The organism is Corynebacterium sp. Marseille-Q2823, assembly GCF_903645345.1.
GTDB classification, from domain to species: Bacteria; Actinomycetota; Actinomycetes; order Mycobacteriales; family Mycobacteriaceae; genus Corynebacterium; species Corynebacterium hiratae.
Map to the genome: position 1 here is coordinate 273,091 of NZ_CAHJXS010000003.1, position 23,287 is coordinate 296,377.

General features: G+C 60.1%; 26 protein-coding genes. 13 read left to right on the plus strand and 13 right to left on the minus strand.

From position 1 onward, the window contains the following. The first annotated feature begins 679 nt into the window (after nt 1-679). The 11 genes from HWX44_RS05140 (at nt 680) to HWX44_RS05190 (ending at nt 9,014) form a co-directional block, all read left to right on the plus strand. The gene (locus HWX44_RS05140) at nt 680-1,585 is read left to right on the plus strand and encodes a cutinase family protein (protein ID WP_049156476.1); all 906 of its coding nucleotides are present in this window, start codon (nt 680-682) and stop codon (nt 1,583-1,585) included. Between the two features lie 10 nt (nt 1,586-1,595). Then, nucleotides 1,596-2,444 (plus strand): cutinase family protein, encoded by an 849-nt coding sequence (locus HWX44_RS05145; RefSeq protein WP_254868113.1) that lies wholly within the window; start codon nt 1,596-1,598, stop codon nt 2,442-2,444. Then, entirely contained in the window at nt 2,437-3,054 is a 618-nt protein-coding gene (gene nadD / locus HWX44_RS05150; RefSeq protein ID WP_049156470.1) for a nicotinate-nucleotide adenylyltransferase, read from the plus strand. Before HWX44_RS05145 ends, nadD begins: the two co-directional genes overlap by 8 nt. A gap of 96 nt (nt 3,055-3,150) precedes the next feature. Beyond that, on the plus strand, nt 3,151-3,618 hold the full coding sequence (gene rsfS, locus HWX44_RS05155) for a ribosome silencing factor (RefSeq protein WP_046648992.1): 468 nt from the start codon (nt 3,151-3,153) through the stop codon (nt 3,616-3,618). Further along, a complete protein-coding gene (locus HWX44_RS05160) occupies nt 3,615-4,313 on the plus strand; it encodes a histidine phosphatase family protein (protein ID WP_070517903.1) in 699 nt (232 codons plus the stop codon). The genes rsfS and HWX44_RS05160 overlap by 4 nt, the downstream gene beginning before the upstream one ends. Next, nucleotides 4,313-5,098: a DegV family protein gene (locus HWX44_RS05165; protein WP_254868114.1), complete on the plus strand. Its 786-nt coding sequence runs from the start codon at nt 4,313-4,315 to the stop codon at nt 5,096-5,098. Before HWX44_RS05160 ends, HWX44_RS05165 begins: the two co-directional genes overlap by 1 nt. 104 nt (nt 5,099-5,202) lie before the next feature. Continuing rightward, on the plus strand, nt 5,203-5,805 hold the full coding sequence (locus tag HWX44_RS05170; RefSeq protein WP_144013489.1) for a ComEA family DNA-binding protein: 603 nt from the start codon (nt 5,203-5,205) through the stop codon (nt 5,803-5,805). Further along, on the plus strand, nt 5,802-7,052 hold the full coding sequence (locus tag HWX44_RS05175) for a ComEC/Rec2 family competence protein (protein ID WP_175973460.1): 1,251 nt from the start codon (nt 5,802-5,804) through the stop codon (nt 7,050-7,052). The genes HWX44_RS05170 and HWX44_RS05175 overlap by 4 nt, the downstream gene beginning before the upstream one ends. After that, entirely contained in the window at nt 7,049-7,996 is a 948-nt protein-coding gene (holA, locus tag HWX44_RS05180) for a DNA polymerase III subunit delta (RefSeq protein ID WP_175973462.1), read from the plus strand. Before HWX44_RS05175 ends, holA begins: the two co-directional genes overlap by 4 nt. An 11-nt stretch (nt 7,997-8,007) precedes the next feature. Next, nucleotides 8,008-8,376 carry an ankyrin repeat domain-containing protein gene (locus tag HWX44_RS05185; RefSeq protein WP_049156457.1) on the plus strand — a complete coding sequence of 123 codons (369 nt, stop codon included), beginning with the start codon at nt 8,008-8,010 and terminating at the stop codon, nt 8,374-8,376. Continuing rightward, a complete protein-coding gene (locus tag HWX44_RS05190) occupies nt 8,373-9,014 on the plus strand; it encodes a LysE family translocator (protein ID WP_049156454.1) in 642 nt (213 codons plus the stop codon). Before HWX44_RS05185 ends, HWX44_RS05190 begins: the two co-directional genes overlap by 4 nt. On the opposite strand, the gene HWX44_RS05195 is transcribed toward HWX44_RS05190, so the two are convergent. From HWX44_RS05195 to HWX44_RS05210, 4 genes are all read right to left on the minus strand, one after another. After that, entirely contained in the window at nt 9,011-10,189 is a 1,179-nt protein-coding gene (locus HWX44_RS05195; protein WP_254868115.1) for a type II restriction enzyme, read from the minus strand. The two genes, HWX44_RS05190 and HWX44_RS05195, sit on opposite strands and share 4 nt — an antisense overlap. Further along, nucleotides 10,182-10,991 carry a DNA adenine methylase gene (locus HWX44_RS05200; protein WP_175973466.1) on the minus strand — a complete coding sequence of 270 codons (810 nt, stop codon included), beginning with the start codon at nt 10,989-10,991 and terminating at the stop codon, nt 10,182-10,184. The genes HWX44_RS05195 and HWX44_RS05200 overlap by 8 nt, the downstream gene beginning before the upstream one ends. Then, complete coding sequence (gene rpsT / locus HWX44_RS05205) at nt 10,992-11,255, minus strand: 30S ribosomal protein S20 (RefSeq protein WP_010190855.1); 264 nt, start codon at nt 11,253-11,255, stop codon at nt 10,992-10,994. A gap of 118 nt (nt 11,256-11,373) precedes the next feature. Beyond that, a complete protein-coding gene (locus HWX44_RS05210) occupies nt 11,374-11,895 on the minus strand; it encodes a type II toxin-antitoxin system PemK/MazF family toxin (RefSeq protein ID WP_049156445.1) in 522 nt (173 codons plus the stop codon). An 18-nt stretch (nt 11,896-11,913) separates the two neighbouring features. On the opposite strand from HWX44_RS05210, the gene lepA reads away from it, so the two are divergent. After that, a complete protein-coding gene (gene lepA, locus HWX44_RS05215; RefSeq protein WP_175973468.1) occupies nt 11,914-13,761 on the plus strand; it encodes a translation elongation factor 4 in 1,848 nt (615 codons plus the stop codon). Between the two features lie 6 nt (nt 13,762-13,767). Here the strand turns inward: lepA and HWX44_RS05220 are convergent, their stop codons facing one another. From HWX44_RS05220 to HWX44_RS05245, 6 genes are all read right to left on the minus strand, one after another. After that, the gene (locus HWX44_RS05220; protein WP_175973470.1) at nt 13,768-15,408 is read right to left on the minus strand and encodes an ATP-binding cassette domain-containing protein; all 1,641 of its coding nucleotides are present in this window, start codon (nt 15,406-15,408) and stop codon (nt 13,768-13,770) included. A gap of 49 nt (nt 15,409-15,457) precedes the next feature. Then, nucleotides 15,458-16,396 carry a YcaO-like family protein gene (locus HWX44_RS05225; protein WP_175973472.1) on the minus strand — a complete coding sequence of 313 codons (939 nt, stop codon included), beginning with the start codon at nt 16,394-16,396 and terminating at the stop codon, nt 15,458-15,460. Next, nucleotides 16,393-17,223 (minus strand): nitroreductase family protein, encoded by an 831-nt coding sequence (locus HWX44_RS05230; RefSeq protein ID WP_175973474.1) that lies wholly within the window; start codon nt 17,221-17,223, stop codon nt 16,393-16,395. Before HWX44_RS05230 ends, HWX44_RS05225 begins: the two co-directional genes overlap by 4 nt. Continuing rightward, nucleotides 17,201-17,932: a hypothetical protein gene (locus HWX44_RS05235; RefSeq protein ID WP_175973476.1), complete on the minus strand. Its 732-nt coding sequence runs from the start codon at nt 17,930-17,932 to the stop codon at nt 17,201-17,203. The genes HWX44_RS05230 and HWX44_RS05235 overlap by 23 nt, the downstream gene beginning before the upstream one ends. A 681-nt stretch (nt 17,933-18,613) precedes the next feature. Beyond that, nucleotides 18,614-18,820 carry a hypothetical protein gene (locus HWX44_RS05240; protein WP_175973478.1) on the minus strand — a complete coding sequence of 69 codons (207 nt, stop codon included), beginning with the start codon at nt 18,818-18,820 and terminating at the stop codon, nt 18,614-18,616. Between the two features lie 10 nt (nt 18,821-18,830). After that, nucleotides 18,831-19,910: an alpha/beta hydrolase gene (locus tag HWX44_RS05245; RefSeq protein WP_175973480.1), complete on the minus strand. Its 1,080-nt coding sequence runs from the start codon at nt 19,908-19,910 to the stop codon at nt 18,831-18,833. 62 nt (nt 19,911-19,972) lie between these two features. On the opposite strand from HWX44_RS05245, the gene HWX44_RS05250 reads away from it, so the two are divergent. Next, nucleotides 19,973-21,340, plus strand: coding sequence for a M20 metallopeptidase family protein (locus HWX44_RS05250; RefSeq protein ID WP_175973609.1), 1,368 nt, complete (start codon nt 19,973-19,975; stop codon nt 21,338-21,340). On the opposite strand, the gene HWX44_RS05255 is transcribed toward HWX44_RS05250, so the two are convergent. From HWX44_RS05255 to HWX44_RS05265, 3 genes are read right to left on the minus strand one after another with little or no spacing between them, the layout of a single operon-like run. After that, nucleotides 21,276-22,046: a PrsW family glutamic-type intramembrane protease gene (locus HWX44_RS05255; protein ID WP_175973482.1), complete on the minus strand. Its 771-nt coding sequence runs from the start codon at nt 22,044-22,046 to the stop codon at nt 21,276-21,278. The two genes, HWX44_RS05250 and HWX44_RS05255, sit on opposite strands and share 65 nt — an antisense overlap. After that, nucleotides 22,043-22,465 (minus strand): hypothetical protein, encoded by a 423-nt coding sequence (locus HWX44_RS05260; RefSeq protein WP_175973484.1) that lies wholly within the window; start codon nt 22,463-22,465, stop codon nt 22,043-22,045. Before HWX44_RS05260 ends, HWX44_RS05255 begins: the two co-directional genes overlap by 4 nt. Next, complete coding sequence (locus HWX44_RS05265) at nt 22,462-23,250, minus strand: PrsW family glutamic-type intramembrane protease (protein ID WP_083312689.1); 789 nt, start codon at nt 23,248-23,250, stop codon at nt 22,462-22,464. The genes HWX44_RS05260 and HWX44_RS05265 overlap by 4 nt, the downstream gene beginning before the upstream one ends. Nucleotides 23,251-23,287 lie beyond the last annotated feature (37 nt).

Here is a 23,287-nt window from a genome sequence, read left to right on the forward strand (position 1 = left end):
ACTCTAACCCGACTTAGGGCATAGGTGGGTGAGCAACGTCATTCTTAACACTGCTACCTGGTGTTGTTTGGCGGTGAGGGGGGTGTTCCGCACTAAAATGGCTTAAGTCCGGAAGGCGTCCCCTGCAAAAGGCATCTGGCAAAGGGCATCTTTGGGTCTAAAAAACGCCATCTGCAATGAGTAAATGGCGTTTTCAGCCGTGAAAACGCCTTATGACTGATGCCTTTTGTCAGATGCTTCCAGCATGTCGATGGAGGGACGCAGGCGTTGCGCATTGCGAGGGGAGCGAAGAGGTAATCCGTTTGGGAAGAGACGTGCAGTGCTCTACGGAAACGGTCATTGTGGCCTGACTTAGGTCTTGGGTGGGTGAGCAACGTGACTCTTGACACTGCTGCCTGGTGGTTTCCGGCGGTGGGGTGGGATTGTTCCGCACTACATTGGCCTAAATCAGGTGACGTCTACTAGGTGGGTGCTGCAGGGCACTGGCCAGACGCGCCCCTAGAGGCGGCTCGAAAGCTACTCGAAAGGAATTTTTCGAGCCTGACCTGCGCAAAACATCCTACTCGAAAACTTTTCGAGTAGATTGTTCGCCTTGTGTGGGGTTCGTGCTGCGCGGCGGGACAGGACTGGGTACTCTAAAGCGCGGTAATAACAAAGAACTGATTGGTGCCTTCCGCTCATGCTGTCCCGCATTGCTTCCTCCGTCGCCGCCGCCGTCGTGGCCGCGGCCGCCCTCATCGTCCCGAACACCGTATCTGCACCCGCCGCGCATGCCGACGAACAGTGCCCCGCCGTGGTCGTCGTCGCCGCGCGCGGCTCCGGCCAGAACGGCCAGATCTATCCCACGCAGTACTCCAACCAGGGTGGCCGAGCCTCCAATGGGTGGGAAGGCGAATCCATTCGCGCCATGTTGCACGGCGCTGAAGCGCGCTATCAGGCAACACACGGTGGCAACTCGCTGATGAAGGATGTCTACGTGCTGGGGCTGGAGCCGCAATACTACCCGGCGACGTACCCGGAGTATTCCGTGCCGAACGAGTCGCTTCCCACCACCGCGGCCGACTTGGTGCGCCTAGCCGCACAGTACGCCAACCCGGTCATCAACACCGCGGTCTCCGCCATCAACCAGTTCATGTACTCCGTACAGACCGGCAAGCGCGGCGTGACCAGCGCCATCAACAACTACGAGGCCGCTACCGGCTGCCACCCGCAGTACATCCTGTCCGGCTACTCCCAAGGTGCTATGGTCCTGTCCAACCACGAGCTGGAGCTAGCCCACCGCGGCCAGCTCGCCGGTGTCGTGACCTTTGGCAACCCGCTGACCCGCGCCGGGGATCCGGCCGTTGTCGGTGCGACCCAGGGCGCGGGCGGCCCGATGGGCCACTTCCCGCAGATGCGCGCCAACGTCAGCCGCGTGGACTACTGCCTGCCCCTCGATGCCGTGTGCGATCTCTCCGCCCATACCCTCTACGCCGCTAAGCCCACTGGCGGCTCCCACGGCCAGTACTTCTTCACCTACCACGAGTGGGATAACCAGGTCTACGATTCCATCGGCCGCATGGTAGACAGCGTTCGTTTCCGCTAAACAGGAAAGGGTGAAGCCTCTTTCTCTTAGCATGTGTGCCGCGCTTGGCGCAGCAGCGTTTCTCCTGAACGTTCCTGCGGCCTCGGCGGGCGGTATCGACACCTGCCCCGAGACCGCAGTGCTTGTCGCGCGCGGCTCGGATCAGAACGAGGAACAAGGCGAATACGTGGGCCCGCAGCGCTACTCCGCGCGTGCGCCAGAATCCACGGGCTTTGAGGGGCGTAACTTTGCTGCGCTGTTTCACCAGGTCGAGCAGCGCCACCTGGGCGCTATGGATGGCGTCTATGTACTAGCGCTCGATCCGGAGGCATACCCCGCCGCCATGAACCTGCCGCCCTTGGCGCAGGAGGGAGAGGTCCTCAGCCCGCGTGACGTCGTGCAGCGAATCGTGGAGATCCTCCAGCAGCACCCCATTGGGGACTTGGCGTACTCGGTGACGCTGGGGGCCGTCGATAGTCTGCGCACCGGTGTCCGCAACGCCCCAAAGGTGGTCGAAGACTATGAAGCCACCACCGGCTGCCGGCCGCGCTGGGTGGCCGCCGGCTATTCGCAGGGCGCGCTCGTCGCGACAAGCGCCCAAAGCTACCTCGCTGATACCGGGCGCCTGCATGCGGTGCTGACGTTCGGCAATCCGCTCCACCAGGTGTCGTGGGCTAAGAACCGCGCCGGGCTGCCGGAACACCGCGCCGTCGATTATTGCTTGGACGGTGACTTCGTCTGCGACTTCTCCCTGGAAGCCGCCAACCGAGCGTTAGCCACGAAGGCAAAGCGCCATGCCTCCTACTTCCTGGGGGAGCCTACCGAGCAGGACGTGCAGGTCATTGATGCTGTGGCCGGTATACTCACCAGCCATGACTAGTCCACAACGCATCGGCATCATGGGTGGCACCTTCGATCCGATCCACAACGGCCACCTCGTCGCTGCTAGCGAGGTAGCCCACCGTTTCCGTCTCGATACGGTGGTTTTTGTGCCCACCGGCCAGCCCTGGCAGAAGGCAGATAAGCAGGTCACCGCCGCCGAGCATCGCTACCTGATGACCATGGTGGCCACCGCTTCAAACCCGCGCTTTACGGTCTCCCGCGTAGACATTGACCGCGAGGGCCCCACCTACACCATCGATACGCTGCGGGACTTGCGCGAGCTTTTCCCCGATGCCGAGCTCTACTTCATTACCGGTGCGGATTCTGTCGCTTCCATCATGAGCTGGCGGAACTGGGAAGAGATGCTGGAGATGGCGCACTTCGTTGGCGTGACCCGCCCCGGCTACGAGCTACGCAAGGACATGTTGCCGGAGGGCTCCCAAGACGACATCGAGCTGATCGAGATTCCCGCCATGGCCATTTCCTCCACCGATTGCCGCGCCCGCGCCGAGCAGGGCCAGCCGGTGTGGTACCTGGTGCCGGATGGGGTGGTGCAATACATCGCCAAGAATCACCTCTACAGCCCGCACCCGGAAAAACCGCTGTAGTATCCGCGCAGAGGCGGGGGGAATTCGACTAGGAAAATGCGCCTTGTCGTGTAAGACTAGAGTTCTTAAGAGAAAAGTACTTGTGTAGGGATTGTCATGTCGATTACTGATGAAGCACGCCAGATGGCGGAAACCGCCGCCTTGGCTGCGGATGAAAAGCTGGCCACCAACATTGCCGCTATTGACGTTTCCGACGTGCTGGCGATTACCGAGGTCTTCGTCTTGGCCTCCGCCGATACCGAGCGCCAAGTGGCGTCTATCGTCGAGGAAGTCGAGGACGAGCTGACCAAGCAGGGCTTTGAGCCCAAGCGCCGCGAAGGCAATCGTGAGAACCGGTGGGTCTTGCTCGATTACGGCCCCATCGTGGTCCACGTCCAGCGCAACGATCAGCGCGAGTTTTACGGCCTGGATCGCCTCTACCACGACTGCCCGCTTCTCGACATCCCCGGTCTGGACACCCCGGAACGCCCCGGCGAGTGGTCTGATGAAGTCAACCCGCGCGACGTGGACTCGATCGATGAGATTCCCCTGGCCCAGCCAGAGCCGGAAGATGACGAATTATGACCCGCCGTCTCCTCCTCATCCGCCACGGGCAAACTACCTACAACGCCACCGGACGGATGCAGGGGCACCTGGACACCGAGCTGTCGGACGTAGGGTACTCCCAAGCGCGCGCTGCTGCTGACCTGCTCGAGGATAAAGGCATCACCGCGGTTGTCGCCTCGGACCTCATCCGTGCCCGCGAAACCGCTGAGATCATCGCCCGTCACTTGGGGCTTGCGGTAACCGTCGATAAGCGCCTGCGTGAAACCCACCTGGGGGAGTGGCAGGGGATGACCTCCGCCGAGGTGGATGAGCAGTACCCCGGGGCGCGTGCGCTGTGGCGCCACGACCCCACCTGGGCGCCGCCGCAGGGCGAAAGCCGCGTCGATGTGGCCAACCGAGCCCGCCCGGTCATTGATGAGCTCATGCAGGAGCACTCCGACTGGGATGAAGGCGCGGTGCTTGTCGTCGCGCACGGCGGCGCCATTTCCGCGCTGACCTGCCACCTTTTGGGCCTTGAGCATCACCAGTACGGGATTCTTTCCGGTCTGAAAAACACCCATTGGTCGCAGCTGACCGCGCGGCCCGAGTTCGATGCCGCTCGTCCGCTCTCCCCGCTGGAATTCACCCCGGAGAACGTCAGCCGCGCCCAGTGGTACTTCGACGGCTGGAACATGGGCGGCGCCGTCGTTGGTGGCGCCGGGGCGGACGTCTAGTGATTCGCGTCGTCACCGATTCCGCCGCGGGGTTGCCGGCGGATATCGTCGAGGAGCTCGACATCTGCGTCGTGGACCTGCACGTCATGGAAAGTCACGGCAAGGATGGCGCGGAGCTGTCCACCTCTGGTCTGACTGCCTTGGAGCTAGCGGCCCTGTATGGCCGTCAGATGGAACGCTCCGGCGATGACGGGGTGCTAGCCATCCACCTGTCGAAGGAACTGTCCTCGACGTGGTCGGCGGCGGTGACTGCCTCCGGCGTTTTCCCCGACACCGTGCGCGTCATCGATTCCGGCACCGCGGGCATGGTCATGGGTGCCGCTGCCATGGCCGCAGCGAAGCTTGTCCAGGAAGGCGCCTCACTCGACGAGTGCTATGCCGCCGCATCAACACCCTCGAGCGCGGGCACACCTGGTCTATCTCAGCTCGACGGAGGAGCTGCGCCGTTCTGGGCGCATTCTCGCGCCACGGCGATGCTGTCGACCGCGCTGCTGGCCACCAAGCCAATCATGGCGATTGAGGGCGGCAAGCTGGAGATGGTGGGCAAGACCCGCACCCAAACCAAGGCCTTTACCAAGCTCGTGGATCTGGTGGCCTCCCGCGCGGAGGGCAAGCCGGCGTTCATCGTGGTGCAGTACAACGAGGACAAGGTCTCGGCCCGCCGGCTGGAGGACCTGCTGCGCTTGGCGTTGCCGGATTCCTCCTTCATGCTGGTGCCGCTTACCGACGTCCTCGCGGTCCACGTCGGTCCCGGAGCCATCGGCGTCTCCGCGGTCTTTAGCTGATGGCGGAGCCGAGCTAAATACGTTGTTGATGTCTTCAACAAGTTATCCACAGGCTGAGGCTTAAGCCCTCGACGGGGGTGTGGGCGCTGCGTAGCGTCGCGGGCATGAACGCCATTGCTGATCGCCTCCGTGACCTCACCCGCCCCACCGGGGAAGAAGAACTGCTCAACGTCGACTTTCCGCGCGTGCGCGTGCCACCCTGGCTGGCGCTTGTCGTAGCAGGTTTAGCCGGCGTCGCGCTCCTCGCCTGGCTGGGGCTGAGCCGCAGCGCGGAGAACCCTTATGAGGTGGCCGCGCCGAGCAGCGAGGTGGCGGCCGACATCGTGGTCTCCGTCGTGGGCGACGTCGAGCAGCCGGGCCTGGTGACCTTGGCACCGGGCGCGCGCATCAACGACGCCCTTGAGGTGGCACGCCCGCGCGTGCCCACCGACAACCTCAACCTGGCGCAGAAGCTTAACGACGGCGAACAGATCACCGTCGGCGCTCCACCCGCTGCCCCAGGCGCTGCGGCCGAAGACACTATCTCCCTCAACTCCGCCACCGCGGAGGAGCTCACTGAGCTTCCCGGGGTGGGGCCGGCCACGGCTGCGGCGATCATCGCGCACCGCGAGGAAGTCGGGAGCTTTACCACCGTGGAGCAACTCATGGACGTCTCCGGCATCGGCCCGGCGAAGTTCGCGAAGCTCAAGGACAAGGTTCGGCCGTGAGGGAACTGCGGCTGGTGCCCGCCGCGGTGGTCGCATGGTTGGCCACGCTCGCAGTACTTTTCGGCCACCCGTGGCTGTTGTGCGGGCTCGTGCTCTTCGCTTTAGCGCGCGGGCAGTGGCGTGGCCAGGGCATCTTGTGCGCGGCGAGTGGGGCCATCTTCGCCACCCTTGCGCATGTGCGCTCGGTGCGCGCGGCGGGCTTTCATATTGGTTCGGAGGTGACGGGAAAACTTGCCGCCGAGCCCACCCAGACAGCCTCCGGATGGATGGTGCGCTTGCGCGTGCCCGGCTATCCAGCGCAGCTGCCGGTCTTCCTCAAGGAAAAACCGGAGGCCTTCAGCGGCTCCCTTGTCACGGTGCACGGTCACCCCGGTCCGTCTGACCGGATAGGAGTAGGGCAGACCGTCTTCAGCGGCGAACTCACCGCGCACGCCCATAGCTGGACCGCCGCGGTGGCGGAGAACTTCCGCGCCGTGTGCGATAACGGCCTTATCCCTGGCATGGTGCTGGGCGATACCAGCCTGCAAAGCCCCGAGGACAAGCAGCTTTACATCGACACCGGGCTGTCGCACTTGAGTGCCGTGTCCGGCTCTAACGTCGCCATCGTGTGCACCGCGGCCGCGTTGGTGGTGCCGGGGCCACGGATGAGAGTGGGGGCGTCGGCAAGCGCGTTGGCGTTGTTCGTGGCACTGGTGGGATGGGAGCCCTCCGTCCAGCGCGCCACCGTCGCTGGGCTGGCGGGGCTGGCGGCGGTGCTCAGCTCCTCGAAGATGGAGCCGCTCCATGCCCTGGCTCTTGGAGTGCTCTTTCTGCTCGCGGCGGACAGCGACCTAGCGGTCAGCTTCGGCTTCGCGCTCTCCGTGGCGGCGACCGCCGGCATCGTAGTACTCAGCCCGCTGCTGTTGCGCGTGTTGGGCACAGGTATTGTCGCCCGCGCCTTCGCCGTGGCCATCGCCGCGGATATCGTGACCATGCCGCTCATCGCGCTCATGTCCGGGCGGGTCTCGGTGGTCTCTGTCATCGCCAATGTGCTGGTGGCTCCGGTCGTGCCGGTCATCACCGTCGTGGGGCTTATCGCCGCCGCCCTGGCGCAGGTGGGGCTGGGCAGGCCGCTTGTGATCCTCATTGAGCCCTTGGCGGATTGGATCCACTTTGTCGCCTCCTCGATGCCCGTGACCACCGTGACCGCCGGCCCTATCGCGGTGCTGTTGCTCGGCGGGTGGATCATCGCGGCGTTGCTAAGATGACAGGCATGTCTTCAGCCCCCGTGCACCTCATCCTCGGCGATGACGAATTCCTGGCCGAGCGCGCCCGCCTGAGTATCCAACACGGCGAGGTAACCAAGCTCAAGGCCTCCGAGGTCAGCGAGGGCGAAATCCTGGAAGCGACCAGCCCCTCCCTGTTTGGGGAGGACCGCGTCATCGTCATCAGTGATGTGGAGCGGGCCGGCAAGGAGGTCACGACGATCCTCCTCGACGCCTGCGCCAACCCGATGCCCGGCATCACGCTCATTTTGATCTACTCGGTGACGGCGAAGACGCTGAAGAAAAAGAAGAAGCCGCCGGAGCTCATCGCGGCGCTGCGCAAGACGGCCGAGGTGCACGAGGTCTTTTCCCTCTACCCGAGCGAGCTCGCGCAGTGGGCCACCCGCGAGTTCGCCTCGCACGGGGTGCGACCGACCCCGGATGTGGTGCAGGCGCTTCTCGACGGCGTCGGCTCCGACCTCCGCGAACTCGCCTCCGCCATCTCGCAATTGGTCTTCGACACAGGTGGCAAGGTAACCCGCGAGGCGGTACACGCGTACTACGTAGGCGTGGCAGAGGTAGCCAATTGGGATATCGCGGATGCTGCTGTGGCTGGCCGCGTGGAGGCGGCGGTCTCCACGTGCCGTCGAGCGCTGCAGTTAGGGGCGAGCCCCGTGGCCATCGCCTCGGCGCTGGCTAACAAGGTGGGCAATATCGCGCGGCTTTACTCCGCGCGCGGGGATCAGTATTCCCTGGCCTCCCAGACCGGCATGGCGCCCTACGCGGTAAAACTCACCCAACCGGTGGCGCGGCGCTGGTCGGGGGAGAATATCACCAAGGCCGTGATCCTCATGGCGGAGCTGGATGCTGCGGTCAAGGGCCAGGGCGGGGACGAGGACTTCGCCATCGAGGCGGCCGTTAAACGGGTGGCGGAGCTGGCGCGCTAGACTAACCCTCCATGGATGACATCCAGAACTTTGCCACCAAGCTTTTTGACTTTGCCCGCAACGGCGATGCCACGCTGCTCGAGTACATCAAGCAGGGCGTCAACGTGGACACGGTGAACCAGGACGGGCAGTCCTTCATTATGCTTGCCGCCTACCACGGCCATGCGGAGCTGGTACGCCAGCTCGCCGCGGCGGGGGCCGACGTCAACCTCCTCAACGACCGTGGCCAGTCGCCATTGGCCGGAGCGATTTTTAAGAAAGAAGACGCGGTGATCGACGCGCTTCTCGACGCCGGCGCCGACCCCTCCGCCGGCCAGCCTAATGCCCTCGACTCGGCCCGCATGTTCGGCCGCGAGGACCTTCTCGAGCGCCTGTCATGAGCTGGTCCGCGTTTGCGGCCATCCTCCTGATGAATCTCGTCGGTGCGGCAGCACCCGGCCCGGACATCGTCCTAGTGACGCGCTATGCCACGCGCTCGCGCCGCCACGCCATTGCGGCGGCGACGGGCATCCAGGTAGGCGTGCTGTTCTGGTGCACGCTGACCGTGTTCGGTGCGGCCGCCCTGCTCACCGCCTTCCCCGGTGTCCTCTCGTTGATTCAGGTGATCGGTGGCTGTTTCCTGGTGTTTATGGGCGTGCTCTCCATTCGCTCCGGGCTGGAGCTGCGCAAGCAGCCGCCCGTCGATGAGGAGGAGGCGGCCGCACGCTTGGGGTCGGTGGGCAAGGTCTTCCGCACGGGTTTGGCTACCAACTTGTCCAACCCGAAGATCGTGCTCTTCCTCGCCGCTATGGTCGCCCCGCTGCTGCCGCCGCACCCGCCGGTGTGGGTATCGGTGGCACTGGTGCTGAGCCTAGCGCTGTCGAGCTATCTGCTCTTCGTCTTTCTCTCGACGGTTATTTCCACCCGCGCGATTCGCCGCCGCCTCCTGGCCGCCGGCCCGTGGATCGACATAGCCTCCGGCGCCTTCTTCGTGGTGGCCGGCTGCGCTCTGGTGTGGGCCGGCATCCAGGCTGCCTAGTCCTGTTCCAGCAGCTCCGCGAGCCACTGCGACCATGCCGCGACCGTGGCGGAGCGGCGGCGCAGGGTCGAATCACCCAGGCCCAGGTTCGCCGCCCGCATGAAGACCATTGCCTCTTCTTTATCCACCGCTCGGCCCGTATCCACGACGTGCTGCACCATGTCCCGGAACACCGGGCGGGAGGCCAGGGCCTCGACGAGGGTGAGATTGCGTTCATCGCGCGTGCCGCTGAGCTTGGCCAGACCTAGGTAGCGGGCGGCGTTGGTGTAATAATCCGCCTGGCGCGGGGTAAAGCCAAATTCCTCAGGCATCTCGGCTTTGTCCACTGGGTTCTCCAGCAGGCTGATGACTCGCGCAAAGGAGTCCGCCTGGGGGAAAGGAACGCGCGTGTCCTCGATCTGTGTGCGCGCCATCACCGCGCGCACCGTCGCCTCAGTCAGGCCAGACTCGCCCAAAACATAGCGCGCCGCGCTGACCAGCTCGATGCTGCGGAAGTCCTCCGGCTGCCTAAACACGTAGCGGTAGAAGTGGAAGATGCCGTTGGAATACACCAAGTACACCGGCACGACGTCCTTCTCCAAGGCCAGCGAGAAGCGGCGGAACGGGAAGTAGAGTTGGCGGATGTTGAAGTCGGGGGAGAGGTGGTTCTTCGCCTCTACGAGCACGAGGTGCTCGGCGGACTCGAAGCCGGCATCAATCTCCATCTGGGCGCGGTCTACTTCGATATCGCGCCCGCCGACCCGCATGGGTAGCCTGAGCGTCGACATGCGCCCGCTGACCGTCGGCACCAGCTCACCGCCCAGGAAATCATCGAGCATGCCGCTTAAGCTCGCCGCGGTGAGTGCGGCGGCCTCCGAGGTCAGGTTCTCGAAGTCAATGGACTGGATGTGGCTCGGAACCGGCATCGACTTCAGCGGCCCGGCCTGCTCTGGGAAAGGCTGGTACAGGTTAAAGCGGCCAATCAGGTAGGCATCGCGGCGAATCGGCAGCATGGACAAACCGTGCTCTCGAAAGACCTCGGGGCGCGCTGCCGAAAAGTCATGCTTGGCCATCAACCGCGGCTCGCGGCCCGATAGCTCCTTAAGCTTCGCGGCGGGCAGTATCGCGAAGCCCTGGGCCGCGATGTCGGCGGCGATGTGGGGGTAGACGAGGTCCCAGGCGGCGTCGTTAAGCATAATTGCGCACGAGCACCTCATCGACCTTGCCGCGCTTCGAGGCCACGGAGTTCACCGCGCGCGTGGCCCCCACGATGTCGATGTGGTAGTCCGCGTACAGCTCCTTGATGAAGTCCGTCGCGGAATTCGACAGCAGGAACTTCACCCCGCGGGCATTGAGGTCGTCGCAGGTTTCCTTCAGACGAATCTGGTCCGCGCGGCCAAAACCACCCGACTGGTAGCCGGTGAAATTGCTCGTGGGGTTGACCGGATCATAGGGCGGATCGAAATAAACGAAATCCCCCTCGTTGGCCTCCACCGCAGCGTAGTCGCCGTTATAAAACGTCACGTCGTGGGTGGACAAGTACTCCGAGACCGCGCGCAGATTGGGCTCATCGCAAATCTTCGGGTTGGCATAGCGGCCAAACGGGGCATTAAACTGGCCGGCGTTATTCACCCGGTAAAGCCCGTTATAGCAGGTCTTATTCAAGTAAATCGTGCGGGCAGCGCGCTCGACGGGGCTCAAGTGCGCAAACCCCGGCTCGCGGTCGCGGGCGCGCATCTCGTAGAAGAAACCCGAATCATTCGGATAGCCCTTTAACAGGGCGATGAGCTCGTCCACGTTATCGCGGACCACCTCGTAGACGGTGATGAGCTCGGTGTTCAGGTCATTGACCCGGGCGCGTTCGGGCGCCAAAGAAAAAAGAACCGCTCCGCCGCCCAAGAAAGGCTCGACATAAGTATCGAAGCTCTCGGGCAGCACGGAGTGGATAGCGGGTAGCAGCTGGCGCTTTCCCCCGACCCACTTCAGGAGCGGTTTCATTTAGGCCATCTTGTTGAAGGCGGTGGCCATGCCGGACTTCTTGTTAGCCGCAGTGTTGCGGTGGAAGACGCCCTTAGACACGGACTTGTCCAGTGCGCGGGAGGCAACGCGCAGCTGCTTCTCGGCTGCAGCCTTGTCACCAGCGGCGACGGCCTCACGGAACTTGCGGATCTCGGTACGCACGGCGGAGCGTACGGACTTGTTGCGCTGACGAGACTTCTCGTTGGTCAGGATGCGCTTCTGCTTGGACTTGATGTTTGCCATCGTTATACCTCTTAGAGTCGTAGGAATGTGCAACCGAGGAAGGCGGACCCAAGGTCCTGACCGCCAGCGTGCCCCGGCATCCCAAAAAATTTAGCAGGGCTCGGACCGAATCCCCAAATCAGGCCCAGTGATAACGCGAGCGCAGCCGGTTGGCGATGCGCTCGAAGCGGCGTTCCGGGAAGAGCGTGCCCTGCCGGCGGCATTGTTCCTCGGAGATTTCCAACACGCGGTCCATCCGCACCCAGCACTGCCGGCCGGATTCGTCCCATTCGCCGGTGCCGATATCGAGCCATTCCTCTTTGTTCGCGTGGCCCGGGTTGGGGGAGATGAGCAGACCCAGCACGGTGGTGCGCGTGCGCGAGACAATGAGCACGGCCCGCTCGCGCGGCGGGGACTGCTTGCCATCCGAGGGTGCCCACACCCAGACAACCTCGCCGGAGTCTGCCTGCCCGTCCATGTCGGGGGTGAAGAAGACGCTGCGCGGGTGGGCGGCGGCACACTCGACGCGAATGTCGGCGGCCTTGCGCGGTTCCGTTACGGAATCGTTCTGGTTCAACCCCAAGCCTTCGGTGATGCGCTCGAGACCGACATCGACAGGCTCAGGGCCTCCGATACCGAGAATGCGTGCCAACCTAGACATGTCGTCTATTCTAAACACATGTCTACAAACTTCGCGGCCACTACGTTTACGGATCCGTCCAAGATCCGAAACTTTTGCATTATCGCCCACATCGACCACGGCAAGTCGACGCTGGCTGATCGCATCCTGCAGTTGTCGCAGGTGGTGGAGGAGCGCGACATGCGTGACCAATACCTCGACAACATGGATATCGAGCGCGAGCGCGGCATTACCATTAAGGCGCAGAACGTGCGCCTGCCCTGGATTCCTCGCTCCGGTGAGTTCGAGGGCCAGGAGATCGTCATGCAGATGATCGATACCCCCGGCCACGTGGACTTCACCTACGAGGTTTCGCGTGCGTTGGAGGCGTGTGAGGGAGCCATCCTGCTTGTCGACGCCGCCCAGGGCATCGAAGCCCAAACCCTGGCCAACCTCTACCTGGCCATGGAAAATGACCTGGAGATCATCCCGGTCCTCAACAAGATTGACCTGCCTGCGGCCGACCCGGAGAAGTACGCCCTGGAGATTGCCCACATCATCGGCTGCGAGCCGGAGGAGGTGCTGCGCGTGTCCGGCAAGACCGGCGCGGGCGTGCCGGAGCTGCTGGATAAGGTGGCTGAGCTCGTCCCTGCCCCGACGTCCGAGTTCGGCGAGGATGCCCCGGCCCGCGCGATGGTCTTCGACTCCGTCTATGACACCTACCGCGGCGTGGTGACCTATATCCGCATGATGGATGGCAAGCTGACTCCACGCCAAAAGGTCACCATGATGGCTACGGGCACCAACCATGAGCTGCTCGAGGTGGGCATCGTCAGCCCGACCATGCAGAAGTGTGAGGGCCTGGGGCCGGGTGAGGTGGGCTACCTCATTACGGGCGTGAAGAACGTGCGTGAGACCAAGGTGGGTGACACGATTACGTGGGCGTCGAATGGCGCGAGCGAGCCGCTCAAAGGTTATGCCGACCCGAACCCCATGGTCTACTCCGGCCTGTTCCCGATCTCCCAGGCGGACTTCCCGGACCTGCGTGATGCGCTGGAAAAACTGCAGCTTAACGACGCCTCCCTCACCTTCGAGCCTGAGACCTCCGTCGCCCTAGGCTTCGGCTTCCGCTGTGGCTTCTTGGGCCTGCTGCACATGGAAATTACGCGCGACCGTCTGGAGCGCGAGTTTGGTTTGGACCTGATTTCCACGGCACCGTCGGTGACCTACCGCGTGGTGGCGGAGGATGGCGAGGAGTCTATGGTGCACAACCCGTCGGACTGGCCGAGCGGCAAATTGCGTGAGGTCTACGAGCCGATTGTGAAGATGACCATCATCGTGCCGGAGGAATTTGTGGGCTCGACGATGGAGCTGTGTCAGTCCAAGCGCGGCCAAATGGGTGGCATGGATTACCTGTCCGAAGACCGCGTGGAGCTGCGCTACACCATGCCGCTGGGCGAAATCATCTTCGACTTCTTCGACATGCTGAAGTCCCGCACCAAGGGCTACGCTTCCCTCAACTATGAGGAGGCCGGCGAGCAGCTGGCGGACTTGGTCAAGGTGGATATTCTCCTCAACGGTGATCCCGTGGATGCCTTCTCCGCCATCGTGCACCGCGATTCCGCGCAGTGGTACGGCAACAAGATGACCAAGAAGCTCAAGGAGCTGATCCCACGCCAGCAGTTCGAGGTGCCCGTCCAGGCGGCCATCGGCTCGAAGATTATCGCGCGTGAGAACATCCGCGCGATGCGCAAGGACGTGTTGGCCAAGTGCTACGGCGGCGATATTTCCCGTAAGCGCAAGCTGCTGGAGAAGCAGAAGGCCGGTAAGAAGCGCATGAAGTCCATCGGCTCCGTGTCCGTGCCGCAGGAGGCTTTCGTGGCGGCGCTGTCTACGGATAGCGATTAAGAGAAACTAAGCTTCACTGGGAGGCTCTTTTGGCTTTGATGAAGGTGCTTCATTGGCATTGGTTAATTGAAGCACCGTATCGTCGTGACGAATAGGTGCTGAGGCATCGTGCGTTGAAACAATGACCGTTTTTTCGCGTGCAAGATCTTCAATAATTCCCCACACCAATGCCCGTGAATTCTTGTCTAAGCTACTGGTTGGCTCATCGAGGACCACAATTGACCCAGGCTTAGCGATCAATGCTCGTGCCAAGGCGATTCTTTGTTTTTCCCCACCGGATGCCCCACCGTCTTCACCCGCTACATCGGAGTTCTTCTTGCAGCCCGTTGAAGAAAACTCGTGTAGTCCTACTGCTGTGAGTAACTCGTCAGCTTTGCACACGGCTATTGATCTGCCAAAAACAACGTTGTCTATGGCGTTGGCGTTTAACAGGCTTGCGCTTTGAGGCGCATACGTTGAATTTTCCCTTATCTCACAAGATTCTTGTTGCAAGGGTAACGAATACTCATTTAGATTTAGGAACCCTTCCAAAACCGTCGTTTTCCCTGAGCCGCTTGGACCAAGAACCCAGATTGGTCTTTGTTCATGTCGCTGGTGTGCCGAAGCTGCCATGTCAGACAAACGCAGTATTTGCTCATTCCACAAATCCACGTTTTGGCTTGTTGCGGCGACGAACCCCGTTGGGCGAATCTTTTCGCTTGCTTCACTCGCATGGGAAACTGAAACAGCGAGTGTGGACACTCCAAATCCGACGGATTGAAGAGGCGTAATGGCTGCAATGGCGATTCCTGTAGACGAGATAATTGATCCAATTGCCTGCGCATCTGCATTACTTGTTCGAAGGATAATGGCTATAATGAGAACACAAATCGTTATTGCTAAAACGATTCCTTGGGCAACATACAGCCGCCGCGTCATGGTATAGGAATGGACTCCAGCGCGTTCTACAGTGCTTCGATCCTTTCTATAGCGAGATTCCAAAAATGCTTGAGTAGAAAACACTGTCGCTTCTTTCCAGAGGGACAAAGAATTCCCTAGGACGCCGAAACTGCGCATGCTCTCTTTGAAAAACTTTGTCTGGGCGTTCTGGTGGCTTTGGATTAGCCGGTAGCTGACCACACAATAGGTCACAATGGCTGCTGTGAGGATTATTCCTTCTAACCAAGTGCTGGCAATAACGACTAGGAAAATTCCGGAGACTAAAGAAATGGTTGCCGGCAATATAGACAGGTAGATGCTGGATAATGTGTCACGATATGCGGAAGCTTCGCTATCAATGGCAAATGAGATCTCTCCATTATCAGCATGTGATCGTGCGCTAGGGCTGGCATCGATGCTATCGGTGAGAGACCTAGCCATTCGCTCTGACTGCAGCTTTTGCTCAATCGTTCCATACGTTGGAAATAGTATGTATCTTGCGGATGCTCCCAAAAACCAAATCAGAGAATAGGTTATAGAAAGCTTTAGGCCAATTGTAATGAAGTCTTCTCTGTTTGAACTATTAAGGAGAGAGTTGACTCCACTGCCGAGAACATACGGGGCAATAACTGTAGAAATTGACGAGATTACAATGGAGACGAGGACTAAAAAGTTGTTCCAAGGCGATAGTTTCCAAGATTGTGTAATGACTTGTCGTATAAGTTGCATTCGGAATCCATTTTTAAATGACTCGTGATTATCGTGATGTCAGATGAGTCTATCCGAAGGGGACTGGCCCGGGTCTGAATTCGTTTCCGAGGTAGGTGCTTAGAGTTTTTAATGCATCAGGTCTATCGTCCTGCAGTCCCGAGGGCCAGTCGTTGCTTAGAAGCCGGGCTATGTACCAAGGCGAACCGTCATAGGAAAGACTATCTACTAGCATTAGTGGCGGGTTTGTTGTATTCGCTAGCAGCTCTAAAGCGTTATTAGGTGTTCGTCGTAGCTGTGAAGGAATTGTAATCCGCAGTGCGGTTGAATTACTCCATTCTTCGGATGTATTTGGTTTATTTGCCTTGAGATACTCGTCTTGTATGCAGTCCATTAATGGGCGTCCCGTCAATCGTCTAAACAAGTTGTCTTGCATAGATAGAATTGCTTGGCGGCATTCTCTCAGCGCCTTCTCTGCAGTGCTTTGAAGATGGAATCCCGAAGCAGCGCCGGCAGAGTACTGAGTGCTTTTCGCAGGTGAGCTAAATAATGCTAGGCAAACGTATACGCCTTCAAATATTGATATTTCATAAATCCGCCAGGTTTCTGAAGGGTGGTCATTTTCAGCTGGATTGTTCATGGATAGTTCTACTCCATGGGTTGAGAATCTCCAGTGGGCAATTAACGATTGTCTTTCGATGAATTCGAGACATGCAGATTCAATGGCCTTTTCAAGGCTGCGATGTATTGCTGTTCCGGATGAATCTGTTACATTCTGTGCTTGCTCTGAAACCATCAATTTATCATCGTTGAAAGCGTTCGAAAGACTGTAGATTTTCGCGTGATCGCTTGGCCCCCGTTTCTGCCAGAATCGTTCGAGTGCTTCTGCCGTAGCGCGTAGCTCGCTCTGTGGCTCCCCGAATCCGATTCCTGATGCTAGATTTGTGACGTCTGCAATAGCGATGGATTCGTCCGAGAGAGGTGAATACCGGAATTGTAGGCTTTTCATGAGTCTTCCTTAGCGAGGAGTTGGAGTTGCTCAATCCAGATATCATCAGGATTTAATCCCCATAGGTTTGCTATAGAAAGTTCGTCAAAATATCCATATGGTCTGGTAGAGAAGTTCATAGAACCAGCGTTCCTGGTTACTTCTTGGATCATTTCTCCAATCTCAATGAGTGAGAACTTGTAACCGCGAAGTCGATATTTTGCTATTGAGATTTCGGGAATTATTCCGAATCCCAGTACTAGGTCGACCTGTTCTAGAGCTACCGGTCCATCACATCCAACGTAGTTAAATATTTCTGTAAATGGGACTGGCCCTAGGTTCTCCAAGCGGCGAGCTAATGGTAGTAGGTGGAAGCGTTCCCATTGTCGTCCCTGCCTGGCGAGTATGAATACCTGTACTGGATATAAACTGCCGGCACTGGCATATGGACGGCTCATCTCTGGGGAAGTCAGGGGCTTTAGGAAACAGCTGTTTAAAATGGCATGAAGGTCACTTTGCTCCAGTGAGCGAGCTTCTATATTGATATGTCGGTCTGCGTTAGTGAGACTTGGTTGGCGAGAGTGGATGTCTTTTGTGGGGGGATCAATTGGTTGGGAATTATCTAGGTCCAGTGCGTAGTCAAACTCACCAAGCCGCATGATCCAATGGTTAGCGGAGGCCGCGCTTAGAGGTGAAATTGCGAATCCACTGTCAATTGTAAGTGCATTTCCTGCACATAGTTGGCTTCGTACAGCCCTAAGGGTAGTGAGGTCGATGGCCGGTATAGAGCGTCGAATCTGCAACCTTGTTGCGTCATTGCTGTATTTATTTTCCATAGAATCCCTCATGATTACACTTTGGATCCGTGGGGAGGACAGCGGTGTGTACTAGCCCATTAGTTAGATCTTGGAACTCAGCGTATCGAAGGGTATCTGCTGCGTGAGGATCATTATTCTTGATTGCCAGGCCAAGTGTTATTGCATCTGTAATTGCACTGAGTATGTTCAACGTTTGGATTGCCTCTAGCTCTTTAGAGCTACCCCTATGGGGATCATTCTTGGCTGAATTTAATGCTTTCTTAATGGTAGCCTCTGCCTTTGGTTCACTACTTCTTTCTATTGCAATGGAACATAGTGGACATGGGCGCCCGCTCCGAAACCAGTTGATACTACTTCTAAAGCGTTTGAGTGGGTCGAAGGAATAAGTTACATTAGGACGATTTTTGTCGCGGCCCGTGAGCTGGTGGGGATTACCTTTCTCGTAAATCAGAAAATCTACGACTTTTCGCTGGTTTTTGCTTTGGGGCCACTGCATGCTAGGAGAGTAAAGTGATATAAAGCTCGAGATATTTGGAACATCGGGCAGTTTATTCCCGATGTATACAAGATTCACTTCTACCGTGCTTTTTAGTACGTCTTTGTGGGAGATCCTGAGCGCTTCGAGGCTTTGTTCATAGTGTAAAGCTTGGTCTTTTTCAACTCTATTGATAGAGAATTGGGAGATAATATATTGCCGGGTGGGGCCTTGGAGAAGTTCAAAGGGTGTGGATAAAAGCATGTCGCTCTTTTGGATGTTCGAAAACGGGACAGACGGTCGGAAATACGGGGAAGTAGGTCCGACTGCCTGAAGATTTTATGTCTATTTAGGCGAGGAGCCTTTCGAGCTCTTTGTCAACAGTTGGTGTGGGTGCTGACGAGGTTGAGGGCAGGCCTGGGGAATTGGATCCTGTGCAGGAGGCGCAATTTCCTGGAGACTGGGAGAGCGCAGGGGACTCAGTAGTGGTGTCAGCTTTTGAGCACACTTCGACAAGGTCTATGGTGAGCATTAAAAATTCCTTCCAATGTGAGTTGGGTGACAATCGGGCAAGTGTGTTGACCGTAACTCATTAGTTGTTGATTGTCTACCCCCTAGTGTTTCTTTGTTATGTTCATAGGGCTTGGGGTATGGAGTCCGGTGTCTTTTTGGGCACGGAGTCCATGGAGGTCTTGGACACTTCTAGCGGGTCATGGTTGCGGCCTGCGTTTCGGCCGGGGTTTGGATAGTTTCGGGTTCATCCGCGGTGGTTGGCGGTGTTTCATTCCTTCACCGCTACGGCAAATACCTATAAACCTAACCCCACGCAGACAACTTGACACGCTCGTGTGATCACCGAGTTGCGGTAGTGGAAGTAGGTTTCTAATACCCCCATGGCCACAGAGACTAAAACAGGTTCACCAACCCCGCAACTGGAACGCAGAATTACTCGGCTTTAAACGAATAGCTCCCGGTCAACTCGTTGTGGATGACGACGGTATAGTCCTGGCCGTTGGCATTGGCGCCGTCGATAAGCGCCTGCAGCTCCTGTGAGTTGTAATGGCGGCTTAAGCCGACGTAGAACACCGCAAGAATGACGAGCCCTGCCACGAGGATGGCGGCGGGGATGAAAATGCTGCGGAATCGGGACATGCCGTCGACGTTAGTAGAGAGCCGGTTTAATCGCATCCCACGCCGGCTGCAATTGCTTGCCAAACATTACCCAGTCGTGGGTGCCTTCGGTGAGATAGTCGGTGGTGTGGGGGATGGAGGCGTCGGCAAGCGCGGCAGAAAACTCCTCCGTACAGCGACGCGAGCCGGCCTCCAAAAGGGTGCCCCCGATGCGGTCATTGACGGACTTTCCGGGGTAGGCCGCCAGTTCCTCGTCTGTCCATGCGCCCGAGGCCGCGGCGAGGTACAGCGCCGTGCCGCGCAGCCCCTCCGGGTGGGACATGACGTCATTGCGCAGCCAATCCTCCGAACCGCGCGGGCCCCACATGTTCGTCGGGTCGCCGCCCTTGGTACGCACCGTCAAGTCCACCGTGCCCTGGCCCACCTTGCTGGTGGTGGAATAGCAGCCGGAAATTCCCGCCACGCCATGGAAGAAACCCGGGTTGTTGTTCGCCATCATTACCGCGCCCGACGCTCCCATGGACAACCCAATGAGTCCGCGCTTGCCGTTGTGGTTGAGCTCCGCTTCCACGACGGGGGCGAGTTCGGTGGTGACAAAAGTTTCCCACTTGTGGCGCCCCAGCTTGGGGTCATCCTCTCTCCAATCGGTCCACATGGAACCTGCGCCTTGCGACGGAATCACCATGCTCGCATCCGTATCCCCAAACACGCGGCGCACGTGGCCCTTGGTGATCCAGTTCGAGGTCTCCGGGGAATCTACGCCCTCGAGAAAGTACACAACGGGCCCGCCGTTGCCCACGACGACGTCGACGGGAATATCGCGCCCCATCGACGGCGAGGAGATGATCCACTTCTCACGGCCTGGTTCGTCGGTAGCACGCCGCTCCACGAGGGAGACCTCGTCGATTTCTTTAATCGGGTATGGGTACTCTTCCTGCTCCGTAGACCATGCGTCGGTAAGCAGATGGGAGGAGGTGCCTAAGCCATCGATGATGTTGAACATGGTGTCCACGGCCCACTGCGATGAGGCCTCGTCGCGGCTCGACAATTGGTAGGAGGAACCGGGCGTGAACATCAGGGAGCTGGCCACCAGCGCGGAGAAGAGCTTCATAAACGGCTAGCTTATTACAGATTCCGGTATGCTCGGCGCACATGCTCGGAAAGGATGACACCATGAAGATGGCCCCGCGCCACCGTCAGCAATTGCCACCGCTTCCGATGGTTTCGGCCAAGCTGGGGGAGCGGTTGGCCAGCCAGGTGTTCGTGGAGGAAGGCCGGGAGTTGCTTCCGGAGTTGCAGGAGTTCCGCCGCGATTTGCACCAGAACCCGGAGGTGGGGCTGCATCTGCCGCGCACCCAGGAGAAGGTGCTCGAAGCCCTTAAAGGCCTACCGCTGGAGATTCATCTGGGCCGTGACCTCAGCTCGGTCGTCGCGGTGCTGCGTGGCGGCAAGCGCGGCGAGCGCCCCGTGTCGGTGCTGCTGCGTGCGGACATGGACGGCCTTCCGGTGCGCGAGCAGACGGGCAGCCCGTTTGCCTCGACGAATAACAACATGCACGCCTGTGGCCACGACCTGCACACGGCGGGGCTGATCGGCGCGGTGAAGATGCTGTGCCGTCACCGCGAGGAGTTGTTGGGCGATGTCATCTTCATGTTCCAGCCGGGTGAGGAAGGCCCGGGCGGTGCGCAGCCGATGATCGATGAGGGCGTGCTCGACGCCGCCGGCCGCCGCCCCATTGCCGCCTACGGTTTGCACGTCGGCCCGCAGGATCGGGGCACGTTCCACCACATCGCGGGCCCGATGATGGCCTCGTCGTCCAACTTGGGAATCACCGTCTACGGCAAGGGTGGGCATGGCTCGCGCCCGCACGATGCGATCGATCCGGTTGCGGCCCTCGCGGAGATCCAGGTGGCGCTGCAAGTGGCGCTGACCCGGCGCTTCGACGCGAACTCGCCGATTGTCATCACGGTGACCAACCTGCGCGCAGGCGACGGTGCGGTCAACGTCATCCCGGACAAGGCGGAGCTGGGCGCGACGGTGCGCGTGCTTCGCGACGAACACATCGACGCCGTCCGCCAAATGATCATCGAGGTCTCGAGCTCCGTGGCGGCTTCCCATCGTTGTACCGCGAAGGTGGACTTCGAGGTCCTGTACTCGGCCACCAAGACCTCACCGCGCGAGGACCAGTTCGCGGCGTCGTTGTGGGCCGGCATGTTCGGGGCGGAAAACGTGCTGACCATGGACACACCAATGATGGCCTCGGAGGACTTCGGCGCGGTGCTATCCCAGGTGCCGGGCACGTTCATGTGGTTCGGCACCGGGGATCCGCACACCCCGGAGCACATGCGCGAGTGGAACCACTCGCCGCTGGTGCGCTTCGATGATTCCGTTCTGGGGGATCAGGCCGCGGCCCTGGCTGCGGTGGCGTTTGAGCGCCTCGCCGCCGAGGATGCCCACCCCTCGCCGGCGACGAAGGCTATGCGCGCACCGGTGCAGGGGACAGGGGTGGAGCCGCAGTCGCCTTCTTCCGCAGCGCAATAACGCCCCAGATGGTGGCTACCCACAGGGCTAGCACGACGACCATGCCGGCGAGGAGGGGCCAGATGGCGTCGTCGAGCGCAGTGCTTAACGACGGGAAGAGGTTCTTCGTGGCGTGCACCGCGATGGCGAAAATAAGCCAGCGCATCGGCTGCTTCTGGGACAGGCCATAGGCGCTGAGACCGGTGAACAGCGAGTGGGAGAGCGGGTTGGATACCAATCGGATAACCACCGCCGCGATTGCCCCGGCGGTATCCGAATCGAGGTTATCCACCGTCATGCGCGCGAAGGCGGTTGCGTCCTCACCCACAGTGAAACCGATACCCACGGCCACGCCCACGAAGACGTAGTCGAGCAAACTGCGGGGCCGGATGACGAAGGTGCAGATAAGCAGCACGCCGAGGAACTTCAGCACTTCCTCGATGAGCGGCGCATATCCCGCAGCGCCCAGCCACTCTAGGCCCGCGCGGGCAAGGAGGTGTGTCATGTTCGTATTGAGCTCCACGGCGAGCCCGGAGAACGCGAAGCCCCACACCACGCCGTGGGCAATTCCCGGCCGGCGGCGCAGGAGGAACAGCGTGAGGGGGACGAGTACGGCGGCGAAGATCACGGCGGCCAGAGCACTTGCGGGTAGAAAGGGTTCGCGGGTGTAGTGGAAGGCGGACACGGCCAGCGCGCCGAGGGTCAGCAGGTAGTACAGGTACTTCATGCGTCCTCCGGCTGCACGCGGTCGGCGAAGTCACGTGCCTTCGGTCCGTAGATGTGGAGGAAGGAGATGGTGTTGTTGTGCCGCTGAGACAGCGTGATGCCGTCGCCGTCCTCGACGCGGTAGAGCTCGGCAGCCTGGGTGGTGATGGGGGCGTCGGTCAGCGCGCTGGTCCCGGTAAAGGAACGGTGCTGCCGCGGCAGGTAGGTCTCGACCTCGTGGGAGGAGTTGCCTTCCTCCGAAATGATGGTCGCGCTCCCGCAGGTCCAGGTCTGCGAGGAGGCGTACGGGTCCTCCGGGCATTCGAGCTCCGGGATGCCGCGCACGGGGGTGGTGTCGGGAGTGGGGTCGGGGAGGAGGGCGTCGGCAAGCGGTACTGCGGCGAGGACGCCGATGCAGGAATAAATCAGTGTGTTTCTCATGCTTTTGACCCTAAGAGCTGCGGTTTGACCCCGGTATCCTCCGCAGGGAGGATTTTGCGGAGTTTCACAATACTGACAATCGTGGCGACCCACAGGCCGATGAGGATGAGGAAGGTGGGGAAGATGGGCCAGAAGGCGTCCTCAAACGCGGTAGAGATAGACGGGCCGAAATTGGCGGTGAAGTGCACCGCCATGGCGATGAGCAACCAACGCACCGGTTGCCTGCGGGAGAGCCCGTAAGCCGCGATTGCGGTGAAGAAGGAATGCATGAGCGGATTCGCGATGAAGCGGACAAGCACCGCCAGCAGCGTTCCCCTGATATCAGAATCGAGGTTCTCCAGCGTCATGTTGACGTAGTAGACGGCGTTTTCGCTCACGCTAAAACCCATGCCTACAGCCACACCGACGAAGACGTAATCCGCCCAGTGGCGGGGCCGGATGACGCAGGTGCAAATGAAGATGACGCCGAGGAATTTGAGGACCTCCTCGGTGAGTGGGGCGATGCCAGCGAAGACCAGCCAGTCCGGGACCGTACGGATGAGGAGGTGGTACATGTTCTCGTTGAGCTGGCCGGCGACAGTGGAGACCGCAATACCCCACACCACCGCGTGCGCAATGCCCGGGTGCTTGCGCAAAATCAGCAACGTGAGACCGATTGCCACGGCCGCGTACAACACTGCGGCGAGCGCGCTGGTAGTGACGAAAGCGCCGTGGGAGAAATCATAAGCGACGAACACCAGTCCGGCGGCGGTGAGCAGTTCGTACAAAGTCTGTGTTCTTCTCATGCGGTTTAGGTTATGAACCGCGTCTGGGGTGCCGGTA